General features: G+C 67.7%; 13 protein-coding genes. 9 read left to right on the forward strand and 4 right to left on the reverse strand.

All coding sequences use genetic code 11. From position 1 onward, the window contains the following. The first annotated feature begins 4 nt into the window (after window positions 1-4). The 3 genes from IMW82_RS08340 to IMW82_RS08350 all read left to right on the forward strand — a co-directional run bounded on the left by IMW82_RS08340 (window position 5) and on the right by IMW82_RS08350 (window position 5865). Entirely contained in the window at window positions 5-901 is an 897-nt protein-coding gene (locus IMW82_RS08340; RefSeq protein ID WP_211004225.1) for a type II CAAX endopeptidase family protein, read from the forward strand. A gap of 115 nt (window positions 902-1016) precedes the next feature. Further along, complete coding sequence (locus IMW82_RS08345; protein ID WP_211004226.1) at window positions 1017-4655, forward strand: response regulator; 3639 nt, start codon at window positions 1017-1019, stop codon at window positions 4653-4655. Window positions 4656-4872: 217 nt separating this feature from the next. Continuing rightward, a complete protein-coding gene (locus tag IMW82_RS08350; RefSeq protein WP_211004227.1) occupies window positions 4873-5865 on the forward strand; it encodes a diguanylate cyclase in 993 nt (330 codons plus the stop codon). 19 nt (window positions 5866-5884) lie between these two features. Here the strand turns inward: IMW82_RS08350 and IMW82_RS08355 are convergent, their stop codons facing one another. From IMW82_RS08355 to IMW82_RS08365, 3 genes are read right to left on the reverse strand one after another with little or no spacing between them, the layout of a single operon-like run. Next, window positions 5885-6358 (reverse strand): hotdog fold domain-containing protein, encoded by a 474-nt coding sequence (locus IMW82_RS08355; RefSeq protein WP_211004228.1) that lies wholly within the window; start codon window positions 6356-6358, stop codon window positions 5885-5887. A gap of 51 nt (window positions 6359-6409) precedes the next feature. Next, window positions 6410-8860, reverse strand: a complete 2451-nt coding sequence (locus IMW82_RS08360) for an acyl-CoA dehydrogenase (protein WP_211004229.1) — start codon at window positions 8858-8860, stop codon at window positions 6410-6412. A 9-nt stretch (window positions 8861-8869) separates the two neighbouring features. After that, window positions 8870-9790 (reverse strand): alpha/beta hydrolase, encoded by a 921-nt coding sequence (locus IMW82_RS08365; RefSeq protein WP_211004329.1) that lies wholly within the window; start codon window positions 9788-9790, stop codon window positions 8870-8872. Window positions 9791-9930: 140 nt separating this feature from the next. Here IMW82_RS08365 and IMW82_RS08370 point away from each other — a divergent pair, with 140 nt between their 5' ends. From IMW82_RS08370 to IMW82_RS08390, 5 genes are all read left to right on the forward strand, one after another. Then, the gene (locus IMW82_RS08370; protein WP_108470468.1) at window positions 9931-10509 is read left to right on the forward strand and encodes a TetR/AcrR family transcriptional regulator; all 579 of its coding nucleotides are present in this window, start codon (window positions 9931-9933) and stop codon (window positions 10507-10509) included. A gap of 126 nt (window positions 10510-10635) precedes the next feature. Next, entirely contained in the window at window positions 10636-12420 is a 1785-nt protein-coding gene (locus IMW82_RS08375; protein WP_211004230.1) for a phosphoenolpyruvate carboxykinase (GTP), read from the forward strand. 117 nt (window positions 12421-12537) lie between these two features. Further along, complete coding sequence (locus IMW82_RS08380) at window positions 12538-13083, forward strand: sigma-70 family RNA polymerase sigma factor (protein WP_211004231.1); 546 nt, start codon at window positions 12538-12540, stop codon at window positions 13081-13083. Further along, the gene (locus IMW82_RS08385) at window positions 13080-13523 is read left to right on the forward strand and encodes a hypothetical protein (protein WP_211004232.1); all 444 of its coding nucleotides are present in this window, start codon (window positions 13080-13082) and stop codon (window positions 13521-13523) included. The genes IMW82_RS08380 and IMW82_RS08385 overlap by 4 nt, the downstream gene beginning before the upstream one ends. A gap of 17 nt (window positions 13524-13540) precedes the next feature. Beyond that, on the forward strand, window positions 13541-14443 hold the full coding sequence (locus tag IMW82_RS08390; RefSeq protein ID WP_211004233.1) for a DUF4097 family beta strand repeat-containing protein: 903 nt from the start codon (window positions 13541-13543) through the stop codon (window positions 14441-14443). A gap of 74 nt (window positions 14444-14517) precedes the next feature. Here the strand turns inward: IMW82_RS08390 and IMW82_RS08395 are convergent, their stop codons facing one another. After that, window positions 14518-15429 (reverse strand): hypothetical protein, encoded by a 912-nt coding sequence (locus tag IMW82_RS08395; RefSeq protein ID WP_211004234.1) that lies wholly within the window; start codon window positions 15427-15429, stop codon window positions 14518-14520. 242 nt (window positions 15430-15671) lie between these two features. Here IMW82_RS08395 and IMW82_RS08400 point away from each other — a divergent pair, with 242 nt between their 5' ends. Then, window positions 15672-18572 carry an EAL domain-containing protein gene (locus tag IMW82_RS08400; protein ID WP_211004235.1) on the forward strand — a complete coding sequence of 967 codons (2901 nt, stop codon included), beginning with the start codon at window positions 15672-15674 and terminating at the stop codon, window positions 18570-18572. The last annotated feature ends 1 nt before the right edge of the window (window position 18573 follow it).

Below are 18573 nucleotides of genomic sequence, written 5' to 3' on the forward strand. Positions count from 1 at the left end.
ACGCATGCACGACCAGACCATCGCCTTCACCACGCCGCCCGATGCGCCACGCTGGATGCGCTGGATGCTGTTCTCGCCGCTGGCGCGGATCGTGATCTTCGTGCTGCTGTTCATGGCGCTGAGCTTCGCGACCGGAGCGCTGATGCACGCGCTGGGCTGGCTCGGCAAGGGTGCCCCGGCGACCATCCACGGCCTGGCACAGTTCCTGATGCGCGCGCTGCCGGCGCTGTTTGCCTACCTGCTGCTGGTGCGTTTCGTGGAACGCCGCCCGATCAGCGAGCTGGCGCCGAGCCGGCTGCTGCCGGATGGCGCTATCGGAACCGCCGCGGGCCTGCTGCTGTTCAGCGCGGTGGTCGGCGTGCTGTACCTGCTCGGCAGCTACCACGTCACCGGCACCAACCCGAATGCGGACTGGCTACCGGCCCTGCTGATGGTGGGACTGGGTGCCGGCATCGGCGAGGAGATCATCTGCCGCGGCGTGCTGTTCCGCATCGTCGAGGAAGGCATGGGCAGCTGGTGGGCGCTGCTGGTCTCGGCACTGTTCTTCGGCGCCGTGCACATCGGCAACCCCGGCGCCACGCTCTGGAGCTCGGCCGCCATCGCGATCGAGGCCGGCCTGCTGTTCGGCATGGTCTACCAGGTGACCCGTTCGCTGCCGGTCTGCATGGGCCTGCACGCGGCCTGGAACTTTGCCCAGGGCACGATCTACGGCATCCCGGTCTCCGGCACCCCCGCGGACGGCTGGCTGGTGTCCACCCGCAGCGGTCCGGACTGGCTCAGCGGCGGCGTGTTCGGCGCCGAAGCGTCGGTGGTCGCGCTGGGCCTGTGTTCGCTGTGCACGCTGGCCTTGCTAGTCGTTGCGCTGCGGCGCGGCTCGATGGTGCCATTCGGCCGACGCTGAACCACGGGCGTGCGGGCGGCTATGGTGCGGCGACGGCACCGGCTACCCTGTTGATGGCGCGGTCGCCGATCCGGCGCCCGCAGGACAGACCACCTACCGAGCCGTGGTGACCCGCATGCAGCAACCTGTGCGCCTGAAAAAGAACTCCTGGCTGGCCGATCAGCCGATACAGCGCAAGATGATGCTGGCGATCGGCCTGCTGCTGGGCCTGCTCCTGCTCACCAGCCTGGTCACCCTGCACTCGCTGCGCCAGCAGGAAAGCACCCGTAACTGGGCCATGCACACCTATCAGGTGCGGTTCGAACTCGATCATGCACAGCGCGCCCTGCAGACCAGCCAGATCGGTGCACGCGGCTACGTGCTGACGCAACGCGCCGACCAGCGGGCGATGTTCGACAGCGGCATCGACGACCTGCACGAACGCCTCGCCCATCTGCGCCAGATGACGACCGACAACCCGCTGCAACAATCCCGTGTCGATTCGCTGGAAAAAATGGCCACCCAGTGGCAACGCGAGATAACCACCGACGCGATCGATGTGGTCGCCCGGCTGAAGGGCACTGATACGGCACTGGCGGCGCTGGAACTGCAGCATGTCCAGTCGGGTTATCTGGCGAACCGCACGGTTCGCAGCGAGGACCTGCACGCCGCCATCGAGCAGATGGTTGCCGAGGAAAGTCAGCTGCTGGAGGTGCGCAACCGGCAGCTCGACAATGCCCTGGTCACCACCAAGTGGGTCAATATCATCGCGATCCTGCTCGGGGGCCTGCTCGGCATCACCGTGATCCGGCTGACTTCACAGCTGGTGATCCGACCGCTGCGTCGCCTTACCGGCCTGATGACGCGACTGGCGAATCACGATCACGATTTCGAGATCCGCCGGCTCGACCGCCGCGACGAGGTCGGTGAAATTGCCCGCGCGCTGCAGGTGTTCAAGCAGATGTCGCTGGATACCAACACGCAGACCTGGATCCGGTCCCGCGTGTCGGACATCTCGCATGTGCTGCTGCAGGCCACCACGCACAAGGATTTCGCGCAGTGGCTGGCCAGTGAATTGGTGCCGCTGTGCAAGGCCGGCGTGGGCCTGTTCTATTCCTTCGACGACACGCGCCACCGCCTCGATCTGCTGGGCAGCTACGGCCTGCGCCTGAACAACCGTACGGCGGACCACTACCTGCCCGGCGAGGGACTGGTGGGCCAGTGCGCGATCGAACGCAAGGCCATCGTGCTCGACGAGGTGCCGGAAAACTACCTGCACATCGACTCGGGCAGTGGCGAGGCGCTGCCACGCCACCTCGCGATCCTGCCCGTGCTCTACCGCGACACCCTGATCGGCGTGCTGGAACTGGCCAGCTTCGAGCCGCTCGCCGCACAGCAGAAGCAGCTGCTGGACGAACTGCTGCCGATCGTGGCCTTGACCCTGGAGAACCTCAACCGCGCAATCAGCACGCACGACCTGCTGCTACAAACACAGGAGCAAGCCGACGACCTGCGCGTGTCCGAGCTGGTGATGCGCCAGCAGAAGGAAGTGCTGCGCGACAGCAACGAGGCACTGCAGGCGAAGACGATCGAGCTGCAGGAACAGTCCGAACGGCTGATCGCCTCCGAGGAAGAACTGCGCACGCAGGCCGAGGAGCTGCAGGCGTCCAACGAGGAGCTGCGCGAAAAGACCGAAAGCCTGAACCGGCAGAAATACGTGCTGGAGGACCTGCAGCAGGAAACCGCCGAGAAAGCCGCCGAGCTGGCGCGGGCCAGCCAGTACAAGTCCGAGTTCCTGGCCAACATGTCGCATGAACTGCGCACGCCGCTGAACAGCCTGCTGATCCTGTCACGCAGCCTGGCCGAGAACGACACCGGCAACCTCGACGAGGAACAGATCGAGTCGGCGCGGATCATCCACGACGCCGGCAACAGCCTGCTGCACCTGATCAACGACATCCTCGACCTGTCCAAGGTTGAGGCCGGCAAGATGGAACTGGTGATCGACAACCTGGCGCTGGCCGAGCTGGGGCAGCGGCTTCGGCGCACGTTTGCGCACGTGGCCGGGGAAAAACGGCTCGGCTTCACCCTGGACATCGACCCCGGCCTGCCCGCGGTCCTGCGCACCGACGGCAGCAAGCTGGAGCAGATCGCCAACAACCTGCTCAGCAACGCGTTCAAGTTCACTGCCGATGGCGCGGTGAGCCTGCGCATCGGCCGCCCCGGCAGCGACGTCGACATACCGGAAACACTCCGCGGCCAATCGCTGATCGCGTTGACGGTAAGCGATACCGGCATCGGCATTCCGCAGGACAAGTTCCAGCGCGTCTTCAACGCATTCGAGCAGGTGGATGCCGGCACCAGCCGCCAGTTCGGCGGCACCGGGCTGGGCCTGGCGATCTCGCGGCGAATGGCGCAACTGCTGGGCGGCGACATCGTGCTGCGCAGCGAGAGCGGCCACGGCAGCCACTTCACCGTGCTGCTGCCGGAGACGCCGCCCGCGGCATCCGGGCCCGCCGAAGAGGTGCCCCGCGCCAGCACGACCAGGCTCAGCCGGACCCTCTCGCCGTATCCGCCGTCGAAGCCGATCGACGACGACCGCGATACGCTGCTGCCGGATCAGACCACGATCCTGGTGATCGAGGACGACCCTGCCTTCGTGCGCATCCTGATCGACATGATCCACCGCAAGGGCTATCGCGCCCTGGCCGCCGGCGATGGCGCAACGGGCCTGCAACTGGCGCGCAAACATCGTCCCACCGGCATCCTGCTGGATGTCTCGCTGCCGGTGATGGACGGCTGGAGCGTGCTCGACCAGCTCAAGGCCGACGACGCCACGCGGGCCATCCCGGTGCACTTCATCTCGGTCGCCGACGAAGGTACGCATGGGCTGGAGCGCGGCGCCGTGGGCTTCCTGACCAAGCCGGTCAGCCGCGAATCGATCGGCCTGGCACTCGAGCGCCTGCTGCATTTCGCCGCCGACCAGCAACGACACCTGCTGATCGTCGACGACGACGCCGACTCACGCACCGCCGTGCGCATCATGCTGCGCGGCGACAGCGTGCAGATCGACGAAGCGGGCTCGGCCGAGGACGCACTGGCGAAGATCGCCCATACGGATTACGACTGCATCGTGCTCGACCTGGGCCTGCCCGGCATGTCCGGGCTTGAACTGCTGACGCAACTGGCACAGACCAGCAAAGGCGTACCGCCGGTGGTGGTGTACTCCGGCCGCGAACTGAGCCGCGAGGAGAGCGCGAAACTGCACCAGTACACCGAGGCCATCGTGGTCAAGGGCGCGCGCTCCACCGAGCGACTGCTCGACGAGGTCAGCCTGTTCCTGCACAGCGTCCAGCATGCGCCACCCCGCAGCACCGCCGAACCGGTGGCGGGCAGCGAGCTGGCGGGCCGTCGCGTGCTGCTGGTGGACGACGACATGCGCAACCTGTTTGCGCTGTCCAAGGTGCTGCGCGACTGGGGGCTGCAGGTGAGCATGGCGCAGGACGGGCCCAAGGCACTGAAGATGCTGGCCGACAACGAAGCACCGGAACTGGTGCTGATGGACATCATGATGCCGGGCATGGACGGCTACGAAACCATTCGCATGATTCGTGCGCAACCGCATTTTGCGACCCTGCCGATCATCGCGTTGACCGCCAAGGCAATGCGCGGGGATCGCGAGAAGTGCCTGGAGATGGGCGCCAGCGATTACCTGTCCAAACCGATCGACACCGACAAGCTGGCCGCGCTGATGCGCGTGTGGCTGCAGCGCTGAGCAGCATGCCGGCGCCGACCTCAGCCAGCGGACCGGAGCTGTTCGTGCCGGCGTTGAAGCGGCGCCACGGCCGCGACTTCAAGGCCTCGCTGCTCCGGTGCGGCCACCGACCCACCTCGCCCGGGCCTGCCGGGATGATGCCGCCGTTCACGCCGGCCATGGCTGCCACGGGTTAAGGTAGGTCAACGGAGAACGCCCCGCCACCGACATGAATGCGATGTTGCCGAAAATCCTGGTCGTCGACGATACCGCCGCCAACCTGGTCGCCATGCGCCGACTGCTCGCCAACAGCGGCGCGCAGCTGATGGAAGCGCGCAGCGGCAACGAAGCGCTGGCGCTGTGCCTGGACCACGAGTTCGCGCTGATCCTGCTCGACGTCAACATGCCCGACATGGACGGCTTCGAGGTGGCCGCCCTGCTGGGCGAGGCCGAGCACCTGCGCGACACGCCGATCATCTTCGTCACCGCCGCCTACGCCGATGACATAAACCGGCTCAAGGGCTACCGCTCCGGCGCGGTGGACTACATCGCAAAGCCGATCAACGACGTGATCCTGCAGTCGAAAGTGCGCGTGTTCCTGGAGCTGTACGCAGCGCGCGCCAAGCTGCAAAACGCGCTGGACCAGCTGGCCGAGCGCAACCAGCAGCTGACCCAGGAGATCGCCGAGCGCGAGCTGATGGAGGCGATGGTTCGCCACCAGGCCCACCATGACGCCCTGACCGGCCTGCCGAACCGCATCCTGTTCCACGACCGCCTGCATGGCGCGATCCAGCGCGCCAACCGCCATCACAGCCGCTTCGCGCTGGCCTGCATCGACATCGACGGCTTCAAGGGCGTCAACGACAGCCATGGCCACGCCGCTGGCGATGCCTTGCTGCAGGAAATTGCCGCGCGGCTGTCGGCCCACCTGCGCAGCAACGACACGGTGGCCCGGCTCGGCGGCGACGAGTTCGCGCTGGTGCTGGAGGACATCGAGGAGCCACAACTGGCACTGCAGCTGTGCGGAAAGTTGTGCGCGGCGCTGGGTGAGCCCTATGCGCTGAGCGTCAGCGGCCAGCCGATCGAGGTGCGCGTGGGCGCCAGCATCGGCATCGCACCCTACCGCCCGAACGGGCAGCCCGACGCCGACGAGCAGCTGATGCAGGCGGCCGACCACGCCATGTACGCGGCCAAGCGCAGTGGCAAGAACCGCTGCGTGCTGGCGGACTGACCGGGCGCACGCGACGCGTTCAGGCGCGCTTGCGCGGCGATACCCACATCAGCACGCGCGCCCGGAACACCACCTCGCCCGCATCGTCCATCACCTCCACCTTCACCGGCCACTCGTGGCCGTCGCCGGACACCGGCGCGGCCAGCTCCGGCGTGGCGACGCCGTGCATCGTGCCGACGGCTTTTCTCAGGTAGTCGACCGACATGCCCTTGGGAATCCAGCGCAGGTCGACCGGGATGGTGGCGTCCGTCATCACCCCGGCGGCCAGCTCGGCCAGGTTGCACAGCGCGATCGCATGCACGGTGCCGAGGTGGTTGTGTACGCGACGCCGGTCGCGGATGCGTACTTCGCAGCGACCCGGCTCCAGCGCCGCGAAGCGCGGCGCGATGGTGGCGAAATACGGTGCCTTCAGGCAAACCAGGCGCGAGAAAATCCAGTGACCTGCCGGCCAGCGCGTGATGCGGCGGTACAGCGACAACACCGAAGCACTCATCGATGGCCCCCATGAAAAGAACCGGCCCGCAAGGCGGGCCGGTCGGTCGATTTACGCGGCATCCGCCCGCGTCTTGAACGCGCGCAGCTCGTCGGTATCGAAGTCGTCCACCGAGATGAACTCGAACACGCCCTCGCGCACGCGCTTGAGCAGGTCCGCCTCGGCTTCGGAAATCACCCCGGCCTGCTGCGCCTCGGCAAGCTGGCCCAGGTAATCGTGCGAGGTGAACTGCCCGGCCTTCAGCGCCTTGCCGAACTTGCGGTCGACCGGTTCGGCGGCGATCACGTCGGGCAGCAGCGCCTTCATGCGGCCGATCGTGTTGTTCGCCGTGGGCGTGGTGTAGACCCAGTCGGTGAGGCGATCGAGCGCCTCGTTCGGCGCGGTGAGCAGCGCGGCCACGCGGCGGCCCAGGCGATCGGACGGCGGCACCTCGCGCCGGCCCAGCGGGAACACCAGCGCGCGCAGCAGCCAGGCCACCGGACGCACCGGGAAGTTGCGGATCGCGCCATCCAGCGCGTTCTGGATCAGCCACATGCACTCATGGAAACCCCAGGCCAGGAACGGGCGATCCGCCTCCGGCCGGCCGGTGTCCTCGTAGCGCTTGAGCATGGCGCTGGCGATGTACAGGTAGCTCAGCACGTCGCCCAGGCGCGCGGAAAGTTTTTCCTTGAACTTCAGCTTGCCGCCGAGCACGCCCATAAACACGTCGGCGGTGAGCGCCAGCGCGGCGGAGTAGCGGTCGAGCTTGCGGTAGTAGCGGCGGGTGTAGGCGTCGCCGGCGGTTTCGCCGAGGCGTGCGCCGGAGAGACCCATCGCGAAGCTGCGCACCGCATTGGAGATGCCGAAACCGATGTGGCCGAACAGCAGCCGGTCGAACGTCTTCAGCTGCTCGCCGCGGTCGGCGATCGACAACGCCTGCATTTCCTTCAGCACGTAGGGATGGCAGCGGATCGCGCCCTGGCCGAAGATCATCAGGCTGCGCGTCATGATGTTGGCGCCCTCCACCGTGATCGCGATCGGCACCGCCGACCAGCCGCGGCCGGCATAGTTCTTCGGGCCCAGTTGCACCGCCTTGCCGCCATGCACGTCCATGGTGTCGCTGGCGATCTGCCGCGCCCATTCGGTGGCGTGGTACTTGGCGATCGCCGACGGCACCGCCGGCTTCTCGCCGCGGTCGACCGCGGCGGCGGTGGCGCGCGACAGCGCCGCGGTGGCATAGGTCAGGCCGCCGATGCGCGCCAGCGCTTCCTCGACACCCTCGAAGCGGGCCACCGCCAGGCCGAACTGCTTGCGCATGCGCGCGTACGCGCCGGTGGCCAGCGCCGAGGCGCGCATGCCACCGGTAGCGTTGGACGGCAGCGAGATCGCGCGGCCCACCGACAGGCATTCGACCAGCATGCGCCAGCCGTGGCCGGCCATCTGCGGGCCGCCGATCAGTACCGACAGCGGCGCGAACACGTCCTTGCCGCGCACCGGCCCGTTCTGGAACGGGATGTTCAGCGGGAAGTGGCGGCGGCCGATCTCCAGCCCCGGCGTCGAGCGCGGCAGCAGGGCCAGGGTGATGCCGAGGTCCTCCTTGTCGCCCAGCAGGTGATCGGGGTCGTACATGCGGAAGGCCAGGCCGACCACCGTGGCGACCGGCGCCAGCGTGATGTAGCGCTTGTCGAAGCTGAGCCTGATACCGAGCGTCTCGACACCGTCGACGATCTGCTTGCAGACGATGCCGACGTCGGGGATCGAGGTGGCGTCGGAACCGGCGTACGGACCGGTCAGCGCGAAGCAGGGAATCTCCTCACCCACCGCCAGGCGCGGCAGGTAGTGGTTCTTCTGTTCATCCGAGCCGTAGTGCAAGAGCAGTTCGGCCGGACCCAGCGAGTTCGGCACGGCCACGGTGGAGGACACCGTCGCCGACATGGTGGACAGTTTCTGCAGCACCGCCGAATGCGCCAGCGCGGAGAACTGCAGGCCGCCGTACTGCTTCGGGATGATCATGCCGAAGAAGCGGTTCTTCTTGATGAACGCCCACACCTCCGGCGGCAGGTCGGCCAGCTCATGGGTGATCTGCCAGTCGTCGATCATCGCGCACAGCTCTTCCACCGGGCCGTCCATGAAGGCCTGCTCCTCCACGGAGAGCTCGGGCTTGGGCTGCTTCAGCAACTCATGCCAGTCCGGCTTGCCGGAGAACAGCTCGCCCTCGAAACCGACCGTGCCGGCCTCCAGTGCGGTCTGCTCGGTCTCGGACAGCTTCGGGGTGACCTTGGCGAACAGCTTCAACAGCGGCAGGCTGATCTGCTTGCGGCGGAAGTCCACCAGCAGCAGCGGCAGCGCGATCACCAGTTCGACGATCAGCAAAATCACCATTGTCCACGGCGCGTGCACGATCAGGCCGACCACCAGTGTGGCGACGATGGTGACGATCGCCCAGGTGCGCAGGCTGCTGCGGTGGTAGGCGCAGGCGCCGGAGGCAATCAGCGCCGCCAGCAGGGTCAGTATCACGGACATCTCAACACCTCATGGCGATGGAGCGGCGCCGGCGACGCGCCGGCTGGCGGGTAATGGGGCAAGACTCTGCACGAAGCGCACGACTTCGCGCGTGAAGGCATCATTCGCATCGCCCGCCACCATGTGCGTGGCATGCGGCAACTCGACATGCTGCGCGTGCGGCACCAGCTGCAGGAATTCGTCGACGGTGGCGCGCGACACCACGTCGCTGCGCGCGCCCGAGAGCAACAGCACGGGCACGTCGATCTTCGTCGCGGCCACTTGCAGACGCGGCTGGTAGCGCTCGCTTTCCTGCACCAGGTCGCCCGCCAGCAGGGCCGGGTCCCAGTGCCAGCGCAAGCGACCGTCGGCACCTTCGCGCAACAGCGGACGCAGCTGCTGCTCGCTCTTGCGTTCGCGCCGCTGCGGCAGGTAGGCGGCAATCTGCTCGGCTGCGTCGGCGTAGTTCGCGAAGCCGTCCGGGTGCGCCTGCATGAAGGCGAGGATGCGTTCCACCCCGGCGGTTTCCCAGCGCGGCGTGATGTCGACCAGCACCAGCGCACGGAACGGTGCCGGCCGCGTTTCACCGGCCAGCACGATGCCGAGCAGGCCACCCATCGAGGCGCCGACCAGGATCGGCGGCTGCGGCTGTGCCGCGGCCAGGCGCAGCAGGTCGTCGGCAAACTGGTCCATGTGGTAACCGCTTGCGGAATCCGCGCCAGCCGCCATCCAGTCGCTCTCGCCGTGGCCACGCGCGTCGAAGGTGACGCAGCGGCAACCTGCCTGCGCCAGCGCCGCAGCTGCACCGCCCCAAGCGCCGCGGGTCTGGCCGAAACCATGCGCGAACAGCAGCGCCGGGCTGCCGCCGGGGCAACGCGTCTGCACCGCCAGACTCAGGTCGGCGACGGGGAAGCGACTGCTCGAAGATGAAGCATGGGAATCACTGACCATACGGATGAGTATGGATTGCTCCATGGAGCGTCGTCAACCGTCCCGCCCCCGATCGCTGCCGAATCCGGAAATACGCCGCTGTTTCAAGCAGATCGGGCGCACCACATTACAAATGCACGGGGGATCGTTACCATACGTGCATGAATGTCAGTAGCAAGCCAGAACGCACCCGGCTGTCAGCCGAGGATTGGGAACTTGCCGCCCTGCAGATGATTGCCGAACACGGCGTCGGCGCACTGGCCGTGGAGGCCTTGGCGCGCCAGCTGGGCGTGACCAAGGGCAGTTTCTACTGGCATTTCCGTACCCGTGAAGCCCTGCTGCATGCCGCGCTGGAGCGCTGGGAGCAGTACGGCGAGCGCGAGGTGCTGGGCCAGATCGAACAGATCAGCGACCCGCGCAAGCGCCTGCCCGAACTGTTCCGCCGCGTCGCGCACGAGCTGCAGCCGCACCGGGTTTACGCTGCACTGCTGAAGGCGCTGGATCACCCGCAGGTGGTGCCGGTGATGGCGCGCGTGTCGCAGCGGCGTATGGAATTCCTGACCACGGCCTACCGCGAGTCCGGCCTGCCGCCGCCGCAGGCCTTGAACCGGGCCCGCCTGACCTATGCCGCCTACGTCGGTTTCCTGCAGCTCAACTTCACCCTCGGACTGCCGCGGCTGAATCTCGAAGAGTTCGACGCCTATGTCGAGCACATGATCGCGACCCTGATCCCGGCCTGAGAAAAACGGCGGCAAGTCCTCGAACGGCGCCATCTGGCGCCGTTTTTGCTGCATCGAACCTTGCAATACCAGTGCACGCAAACTACCGTTTCCGATCACTTTTTCTGAAAGCCTCAAGGGGACACGATGGCCAGCAAGCTGGAAGCGCTCGAACAGTGGGTCAACCAGGTGGCGGCGCTGACCCGCCCCGCGCAGATCCACTGGTGCGACGGCTCGGATGCCGAATACCAGGCTTTGGTGCAGCAGATGCTGGCCGACGGCACCCTGCTCGAACTGAACCAGCAGACCCATCCGGGTTGCTACCTGCACCGCTCCCACCCCACCGACGTGGCCCGCGTCGAGCACCTCACCCTGGTCTGCCACCCGAACAAGGAAGACGCCGGCCCGAACAACCACTGGATGGACCCGGCCGAGGCGCACGCGAAGATCGACGCGCTGTTCGACGGTTGCATGGAAGGCCGCACCCTGTACGTGATCCCGTACTGCATGGGTCCGATCGACTCGCCGCTGGCGCGCTGCGGCGTGGAGATCACCGACAGCCCGTACGTGGTCGCCAACATGAAGATCATGACCCGCATGGGCGCCGCCGCGCAGGCGCGGATCGAACGTGAAGGCCACTTCGTCAAGGGTCTGCATTCCAGGGGCGAGCTCGACCCCGAGCGACGCTGGATCATGCACTTCCCGGCCGAGCTGTCGATCAAGTCCTACGGCTCCGGCTACGGCGGCAACGCCTTGCTCGGCAAGAAATGCCATGCCTTGCGCATCGCATCGAACCAGGCGCGCAGCGAAGGCTGGCTGGCCGAACACATGCTGATCGTCGGCATCGAGAACCCGCGCGGCGAGACCCACTACGTCGCCGCCGCGTTCCCGTCCGCCTGCGGCAAGACCAACCTGTCGATGCTGATTCCGCCGGAAGGCTACCTGCGCGACGGCTGGAAGGTATGGACGGTCGGCGACGACATCTGCTGGATGCGCCCCGGCGCGGATGGACGGCTGTACGCGATCAATCCGGAAGCCGGCTTCTTCGGCGTAGCGCCGGGCACCAGCGACAGCACCAATCACAACGCGATGCAGAGCATCTCGCACGACACCATCTTCACCAACGTCGCCGTCACCGCCGACAACCAGCCGTGGTGGGAAGGCCTGCCCGGCACGCCGGTCATCGACTGGCAGGGCCGTCCGTACGACCCGGCCAATGGCCCGGCCGCGCATCCCAATTCCCGCTTCACGGTCAGTGCGAAGCAGTGCCCGACCTGGTCGGAGATGGCCGAAGCCGCGCAAGGTGTGCCGATCAGCGCGATCGTGTTCGGCGGCCGCCGGCCGTCGCTGCTGCCACTGGTGATGGAAGCGCGCGACTGGAGCCACGGCGTGCTGATGGGCGCGGCGATGGGTTCGGAAACCACCGCCGCCGCCACCGGCGCGGTCGGCGTGCTGCGCCGCGATTCGATGGCGATGAAGCCGTTCTGCGGCTACCACTACGGCGACTACTTCGCGCACTGGCTGTCGTTCGACCGGCCCGGCGCCAAGCTGCCGAAAATCTTCCACGTCAACTGGTTCCGCAAGGGCGCCGACGGCAAGTTCCTGTGGCCGGGCTTCGGCGACAACCTGCGCGTGCTGGAATGGATGATCGACCGCGCCGAAGGCCGCGTCAGCGGCGTCGAGACCCCGATCGGCATCCTGCCCGGCGAGGGCGAGCTGAAGCTGGACGGACTCAGGCTCGACCGCGCCCGGCTCGACGAGCTGCTCGACGTGGACCTCGCCGGCTGGCAGGCCGAGCTGTCCGCCATCGGCGAATACCTCGACGGCTTCGCTCCACGCCTGCCCGAACGCCTCCGCCGGGAACAGCAGCGCGTGGCCGACGCGCTGGATGCCGCCAGCGACCAGCCGCGCCGCGAGGCCGCCGCCTCCTGAGGCGATCTTGTTGCGGGCAGGCCGCCACGGCCTGCCCGCACGGCTTCAAACCCTTTCGCGCCACGCCGCATCCAAGCTGGCAAGATGAGCGCCGCCTGTCCTGCCCCTGGAAGCTCCATGTCGCCTGCCTCAGCGGGAGCCAACGACAGCGATGACGTGCGCGCCGCAGCTGCCGGCGACCGCCACGCGTTCCAGCGGCTGTACCGGCTGCACGTGGGCCGCGTGCACGGCGCGGTGTACCGGCTCGCCGGCTACGACCACGCCCGCGCCGAGGACCTCACCCAGGATGCGTTCGTCCGCGCCTGGCAGAAACTGCCCGACTTCCGCCACGAAAGCGCGTTCGGCACCTGGCTATACCGGCTGGCGGTGAACGTGGCGCTGATGGATATCCGCGCCCGCGGCGCCAACCCGGTCAGCATGCTCGACGACGAACACCTGCCGGACTCCGGCGAAACACCGTTCTGCGCCGCCGAGCGCGAGGAACTGGAACGGGCCGTCGGGAAGCTGCCGCCACGCGCGCGCGCCGTGCTGGTGCTGCACGACATCGAAGGCTGGAAGCACGAAGAGATCGCGGCCGAACTGGACATGGCCGTCGGCACCTCGAAAGCGCAACTGCACCGCGCCCGCGGCCTGCTGCGCAAGGTATTGGGAGAAAGCGCATGAACGAATTCGAATGGCGCCGCCAGCTGCGCGACCTGCGCCAGCCACTCGCACCGCAGCGCGATCTGTGGGCCTCGATCGACGCCGCACTGGACGCCGCCGAACGCACGCAGGCATCCGCGCGCGCGCCACGACCGGTGCACCGCCGGCGCGGGCTGGTCGCCACCGGTCTCGCCGCCTCGCTGCTGCTCGCCGGCGGCATCGGCTGGCGCCTGCTGCACGCACCGACGGCCATACCGGTCGCCGACAACACGGCCTCCGCCACCCGCTGGAAGCCGTCCGACCCGCGCCTTGCCGGCGCCGCGATCGAACTGGATGCCGCCCGGATGGAGCTGCAGCTGGCGCTCCAGCAGGCACCGGACTCCCCCGCGCTGCAACGCCTGCTCGACCGCACCGAACAGCAACAGGCGCAATTGCGCCAGCTGGCCACCCGGGCCGGCTGATACCACCAGGAACGACCATGAAAACCACCCGCTACCTTCCCCTGCTGCTGTGCTTGTGCATCGGCCAGGCCCTGGCCGACACGCCGATCCAGCTGCATCACGACGCCACCCCGACCGCCCGCATCAGCATCGGCAATGTCGCCGGCACGGTGACCGTGACCGCTTGGGATCGCAACGAGGTGCAGGTCAGCGGCCGGCTCGGCGACGGCGCCAAGCCGCTGGTGATCACCGGCAGCAACGGCGACCTGGCGATCAAGGTGGAACCACAGGGCGGCTCCGGCTGGTTCAACTGGGGCGGCGACAGCAGGATGGCGCCGACCACGCTGGAACTGCGCGTCCCCAAGGCCGCCTCGCTCGACGTCGACGTGGTCAGCGCACCGCTGGTCATCGACGGCATGGAGGGCGGCAGCATCCAGGTCAATACGGTCAGCGGCAAGGCGCGCATCAACGCCCGCACGCCCTCGCTGAAGGTGGACAGCGTCAGCGGTGGCATCGAGCAGGCCGGGCACGCCGGGCAGGCCGAGCTGCAGACTGTCAGCGGCGACATCCTTGCTCCCGCACTGGGCCGCAGCGTCACGCTGCAGACCATCTCCGGCCGGATCCAGGCCCACGGCGGGCCATGGCAGAAGCTCACGCTCAGCACGGTATCCGGCGACGTGCAGCTCGGCGGCGCGCTGGCACCCGCCGGCAGCATCGGCATCGACAGCATGAGCGGCAACGTGCAGGTTCAGCTGCCTGCGAACACCTCCGCCAGCCTGCACGCCAGCAGCTTCAGCGGCGACCTGCGCAGCGATTTCGGCAACGCGAAGAAACCCGAGCACGGCCCCGGCAGCTCGCTGGACGTCCACCTCGGCGACGGTGCCGGCAAGATCAGCATCGAGACCTTCAGCGGCGACCTGCGCGTGCGCAAACAGGATTGAACGCTCTCCTGCGGAACGAAAAACGCCGTCGCTAGGCGACGGCGTTTTCATGCATCCGGCTTTTGGAAAACCGGTCAGAGATCCTGGTGATACTGCACGTACGGCGTACGCGACTGATCCGGCTCCGGACCTGCCGGCGTATTCGCCGGGGTGCCGGACGACCACAGGTTCTGCGCACCGACGCTCAGCGAGCCGCGCCACGGCAGGCGCCAGGTCACGCCCAAGTCGATGCTGTTCCAGCGCCGGTCGGCGTTTAGACCGCCCGGTATGCCGGCCTGTGGCTGCATCGTGCGGCCGATCAGCACGCCACTCAGCGGGCCGTGGTCGACGCCGAAGCTCAGCGCCTTTTGGTCCAGCGTGTCCACGCCAAGCAGGTTGCCCGGCAGCAGGTGGATGCGGCCCACGCTGGCGCCCAGGTCGATGCCGCTCTTGCTGCCCAGGGCCAGCCGGCCATGCGCATTGAGCTGGGCGCTGCTGTCGAAACTGGACAATCCATCCACGCCTGGCGCGGCGCCCGGCAGCACGCGCGGCAGCACGTTGCGCCGATCCGGTGTGGTGTTGGTGCCGACGCTGACGCCGACGCTGTAGCGACCGGTGTCATAGGTGGCGCCAACTTCGCTGCCCTGCACGCGCAGGCCCGGATTCGTCCACGCACGCTCGCTGACTTCCGCATGCGCCTGCAGCCGCGGCCCCAGCCCGTATTCCACGCCGGTCGTCATTACCGTGGAGGCATCCACCACGCGCAGTGCCAGCGGCGCATTCTTGCGCAGGGCCTCCGCACCGGTGCTGCGATCGGCCTTGAGCGCCAGCAGGCGGCCATCGGCACCGCGCCACAACGGCACCACCACACCCGGCTCGACCTCGGCGGTCTGATCCGGCGGCTGCGCCAGCAGGCGCTCCGCCATGCCGTTGTCGCCATCCACAGACTGCCCGGCCGCGGCAAGCGGCAGCAGGAGGATCAGCAGCAGGGCAGGCAGGCGGCGCATGGCGATGGACCGATGACTCGCTCGATGGAGGATACTTGGCCTCCAGTATAAACCGTTTTACGTTTTACTAACACCCCGAGAACCTGTTTCAACGCACAGAATGGCAGCATCCGATCCTGCTTCGGACCACTCCATCCTGCGCGGGTTCCCACCCGGAAAACTGGCGAGGGAGCAGACTTCCACGATATAAAGACACGCCACGTCGATCCAGCCTGGTCGCCCCGGAAGCAGTCGCAGCCCCAATGAGCGCCACACCGACGATCCGTTCATCCCAGCCACCGACGGTGGTTCGGGATCTTGCGGCCATGCACACGGCGGTCGAGCGGCTGTTCGAGGCACCCGACGCCGCCGGCGTGATGGAAGTCTGCGAGCTCCTGCTGGACAATTTCGGAGTCCACGGTCGCCTGCGCTGGCGGCGCATGGACGAGCTGCCCGCTCCGCTGGCCGGGCAGATGGATCTGGCCGAAGATCCGCAAGGCCCACGCACCCTGATCCTCGAATGGGCCGACCTGCCGCTGCCCGAGGTTGTGCGCGACCGGCTGGACTGGCTGGGCCGGCTGGCCGATATCCGCCTGCGCCAGCTGGCCGAGACCAGCCGCCTGTACGAGGCGATCTCGCGGCTGGCACAGGCCGAGCGGCTGCAGCGCGCGCTCTACGCGATCGCCGAGCAGGCCGGCGCCGAGCATGACATGCCAGAGATGATGCGCTCGCTGCACGCCATCGTCAGCAGCCTGATGTACGCGGAAAATTTCTACATCGTGCTGTACGACGCGGCCACCGACACGGTCCGCTTTCCCTATTACGTCGACATCGCCGATACCGATCCGCCGCCGCCGGAGCAGAACCTGCCGTTGCACGACATGCTGCACAGCCTCACTTGGAACCTGCTGCAGGAAGGCCGGCCGCTGATGGGTTCATTCGAGGAGCTGAAGCAGCAGTTCGGCGACCACTTCGTCCCGATTGGCCCCACTTGCGAGTACTGGCTGGGCGCACCGCTGCTGCGCGGCGGTCACGTCGTCGGCGGCATCGTGATGCAGAGCTATCGCGCCGACACCCATTACTCGCATCACGACCTGGAACTGCTGAACTACGTGGCCCAGCACGTGCAGACCGCGCTGGAGCGACGCGAGGCACACCTCGAGCTGGGCCGTCGGGTGACCGACCGCACCGCCGCGCTGCGCGAGGCAAATCGCGTGCTGCGCCAGCAGGTGCTGCAGCGCCAGCGCGGCGAACGCCTGCAGGCGGCGCTGTTCCGCATCGCCGAGCTGGCCAACACCTCGGACAGCCTGGAAAAATTCTACGCGGCGATGCACCAGGTGATCAGCGGCCTGCTGTACGCGCGCAACTTCTACATCGCGTTGGTCGACGACGAGAACGGCTACCTCACCTTCCCCTACTCGGTGGACGACGTGGACAGCGTGCGCCTGCCGCGCGCGCACGGCCGCGGGGCCACCGAATACGTGCTGCGCCACGCCAAGCCGCTGCTGGCCACGCCGGAGGAGATCGACCGACTCAGCGCAGAGGGCGAGATCAGCCGCTTCGGCGCACCCTCGGTGTGCTGGCTCGGCGTGCCGCTGATCTGGGGCGGCAAGGCGATGGGCGTGCTGGCGCTGCAAAGCTACTCGCCCGAGCACACCTACAACGAGCGCGACCAGGAACTGCTGACCTTCGTCAGCTATCACATCGCCAACGCGCTGCAGCGCAAGCAGGCGGCGACGTCGCTGAAACACGCCTACGCCGGGCTGGAGCGCCGCGTCACCGAACACACCCGCGCGCTGGCGCTGGCCAACCGCGACCTGCGCGAACAGATCGCCGAGCGCGAGCGCGTCGAGCGCCGGCTGAAGTACGAAACCCTGCACGACTCGCTGACCGGCCTGCCGAACCGCACCCTGCTGCTGCAGCGACTGGAGCAGGCGATGCAGCGCTACAGCGCGAACCCGGTCGAGCAGTTCGCCGTGCTGTTCATCGACCTGGACCGTTTCAAGGTGATCAACGACTCGGTCGGCCATCTGGTCGGCGACGACCTGCTGTTCCAGGTCGGCGGCCGCATCCGCGCCTGCCTGAAGACGCGCGACGTGGTCGCGCGCCTGGGCGGCGACGAGTTCGCAGTGCTGCTGGAAGGCATCGTCGATACCCACAAGGCGACGCTGATCGCCGAGCGCATCATCAGCGAACTGCAGACGCCGTTCCGGCTCGGCACCAAGGAGATCTTCACTTCCGCCTCGATCGGCATCGCGCTGTCCGGCCCGCATTACCGCCAGCCCGAGGAACTGCTGCGCGATGCCGATGCCGCGATGTACAACGCGAAGGACGGCGGCCGCCACCGTGCAGCGATGTTCGACGACCGCCTGCGCCGCGAGGCGCTGTCGCTGCTGGACATGGAGAGCGACCTGCGCCACGCGCTCAGTCGCAACGAGTTCGAACCGTTCTACCAGCCGATCGTGGAGCTGGCCGACGGCCGCGTCGCCGGCTACGAGGCGCTGCTGCGCTGGCATCACCCCGAGCGCGGCCTGCTGCCGCCGCACGATTTCCTGCTGATCGCCGAGGAATGCGGCTGTGCCGAGGCGATCGACTGGCAGATCTTCGAGCAGGTCTGCACCCAGGCCGTGCGGCTGATCGGCACCGAGGGCTTCATCAGCATCAACGTCTCCGGCCGGCACTTCCGCTCCGCCGACCTGGACCAGCGGCTGCTCGCGCTGTTCGACCAGTACGCCGTGCCCACGCGCTGCATCCGCATCGAGGTCACCGAGCACGCGCTGCTGGAGAACCCGACCCAGGTCAAGCAGATGCTGCAGAACCTGCGCAGCCACGGCGTCGGCATCGCGCTGGACGACTTCGGCACCGGCTATTCATCGCTCAGCTACCTGCACCAGTACCCGTTCGAGACGCTGAAGATCGACCGTTCCTTCATCACCGAGCTGCCGCCGGACGACGCCGAGACGCAAGGCCTGGCACTGGTGCGCGCGATCCAGGTGCTGGCCGATTCACTGCGGATGAAGGTGATCGCCGAAGGCATCGAGGAAGAATCGCAGCGGCAGGCGCTGCTGCGCGTCGGCTGCCGCTACGGCCAGGGCTTCCTGTTCGCCGAGGCGCAGCCGGCCAGCACCTGGCTCGGCGCGGACAAGCCGCTGCTGTTGGCTTGAG

It is taken from the genome of Rhodanobacter sp. B2A1Ga4 (genome assembly GCF_018101315.1).
GTDB classification, from domain to species: Bacteria; Pseudomonadota; Gammaproteobacteria; order Xanthomonadales; family Rhodanobacteraceae; genus Rhodanobacter; species Rhodanobacter thiooxydans_A.

Coding starts and splice junctions, on each gene's coding strand:
- IMW82_RS08390 (WP_211004233.1), top strand. CDS start 13,541: ATGAAAACCACCCGCTACCTTCCCCTGCTGCTGTGCTTGTGCATCGGC.
- IMW82_RS08400 (WP_211004235.1), top strand. CDS start 15,672: ATGAGCGCCACACCGACGATCCGTTCATCCCAGCCACCGACGGTGGTT.
- IMW82_RS08365 (WP_211004329.1), bottom strand. CDS start 9,790: ATGGTCAGTGATTCCCATGCTTCATCTTCGAGCAGTCGCTTCCCCGTC.
- IMW82_RS08360 (WP_211004229.1), bottom strand. CDS start 8,860: ATGTCCGTGATACTGACCCTGCTGGCGGCGCTGATTGCCTCCGGCGCC.
- IMW82_RS08340 (WP_211004225.1), top strand. CDS start 5: ATGCACGACCAGACCATCGCCTTCACCACGCCGCCCGATGCGCCACGC.
- IMW82_RS08355 (WP_211004228.1), bottom strand. CDS start 6,358: ATGAGTGCTTCGGTGTTGTCGCTGTACCGCCGCATCACGCGCTGGCCG.
- IMW82_RS08370 (WP_108470468.1), top strand. CDS start 9,931: ATGAATGTCAGTAGCAAGCCAGAACGCACCCGGCTGTCAGCCGAGGAT.
- IMW82_RS08375 (WP_211004230.1), top strand. CDS start 10,636: ATGGCCAGCAAGCTGGAAGCGCTCGAACAGTGGGTCAACCAGGTGGCG.
- IMW82_RS08380 (WP_211004231.1), top strand. CDS start 12,538: ATGTCGCCTGCCTCAGCGGGAGCCAACGACAGCGATGACGTGCGCGCC.
- IMW82_RS08395 (WP_211004234.1), bottom strand. CDS start 15,429: ATGCGCCGCCTGCCTGCCCTGCTGCTGATCCTCCTGCTGCCGCTTGCC.
- IMW82_RS08385 (WP_211004232.1), top strand. CDS start 13,080: ATGAACGAATTCGAATGGCGCCGCCAGCTGCGCGACCTGCGCCAGCCA.
- IMW82_RS08345 (WP_211004226.1), top strand. CDS start 1,017: ATGCAGCAACCTGTGCGCCTGAAAAAGAACTCCTGGCTGGCCGATCAG.
- IMW82_RS08350 (WP_211004227.1), top strand. CDS start 4,873: ATGTTGCCGAAAATCCTGGTCGTCGACGATACCGCCGCCAACCTGGTC.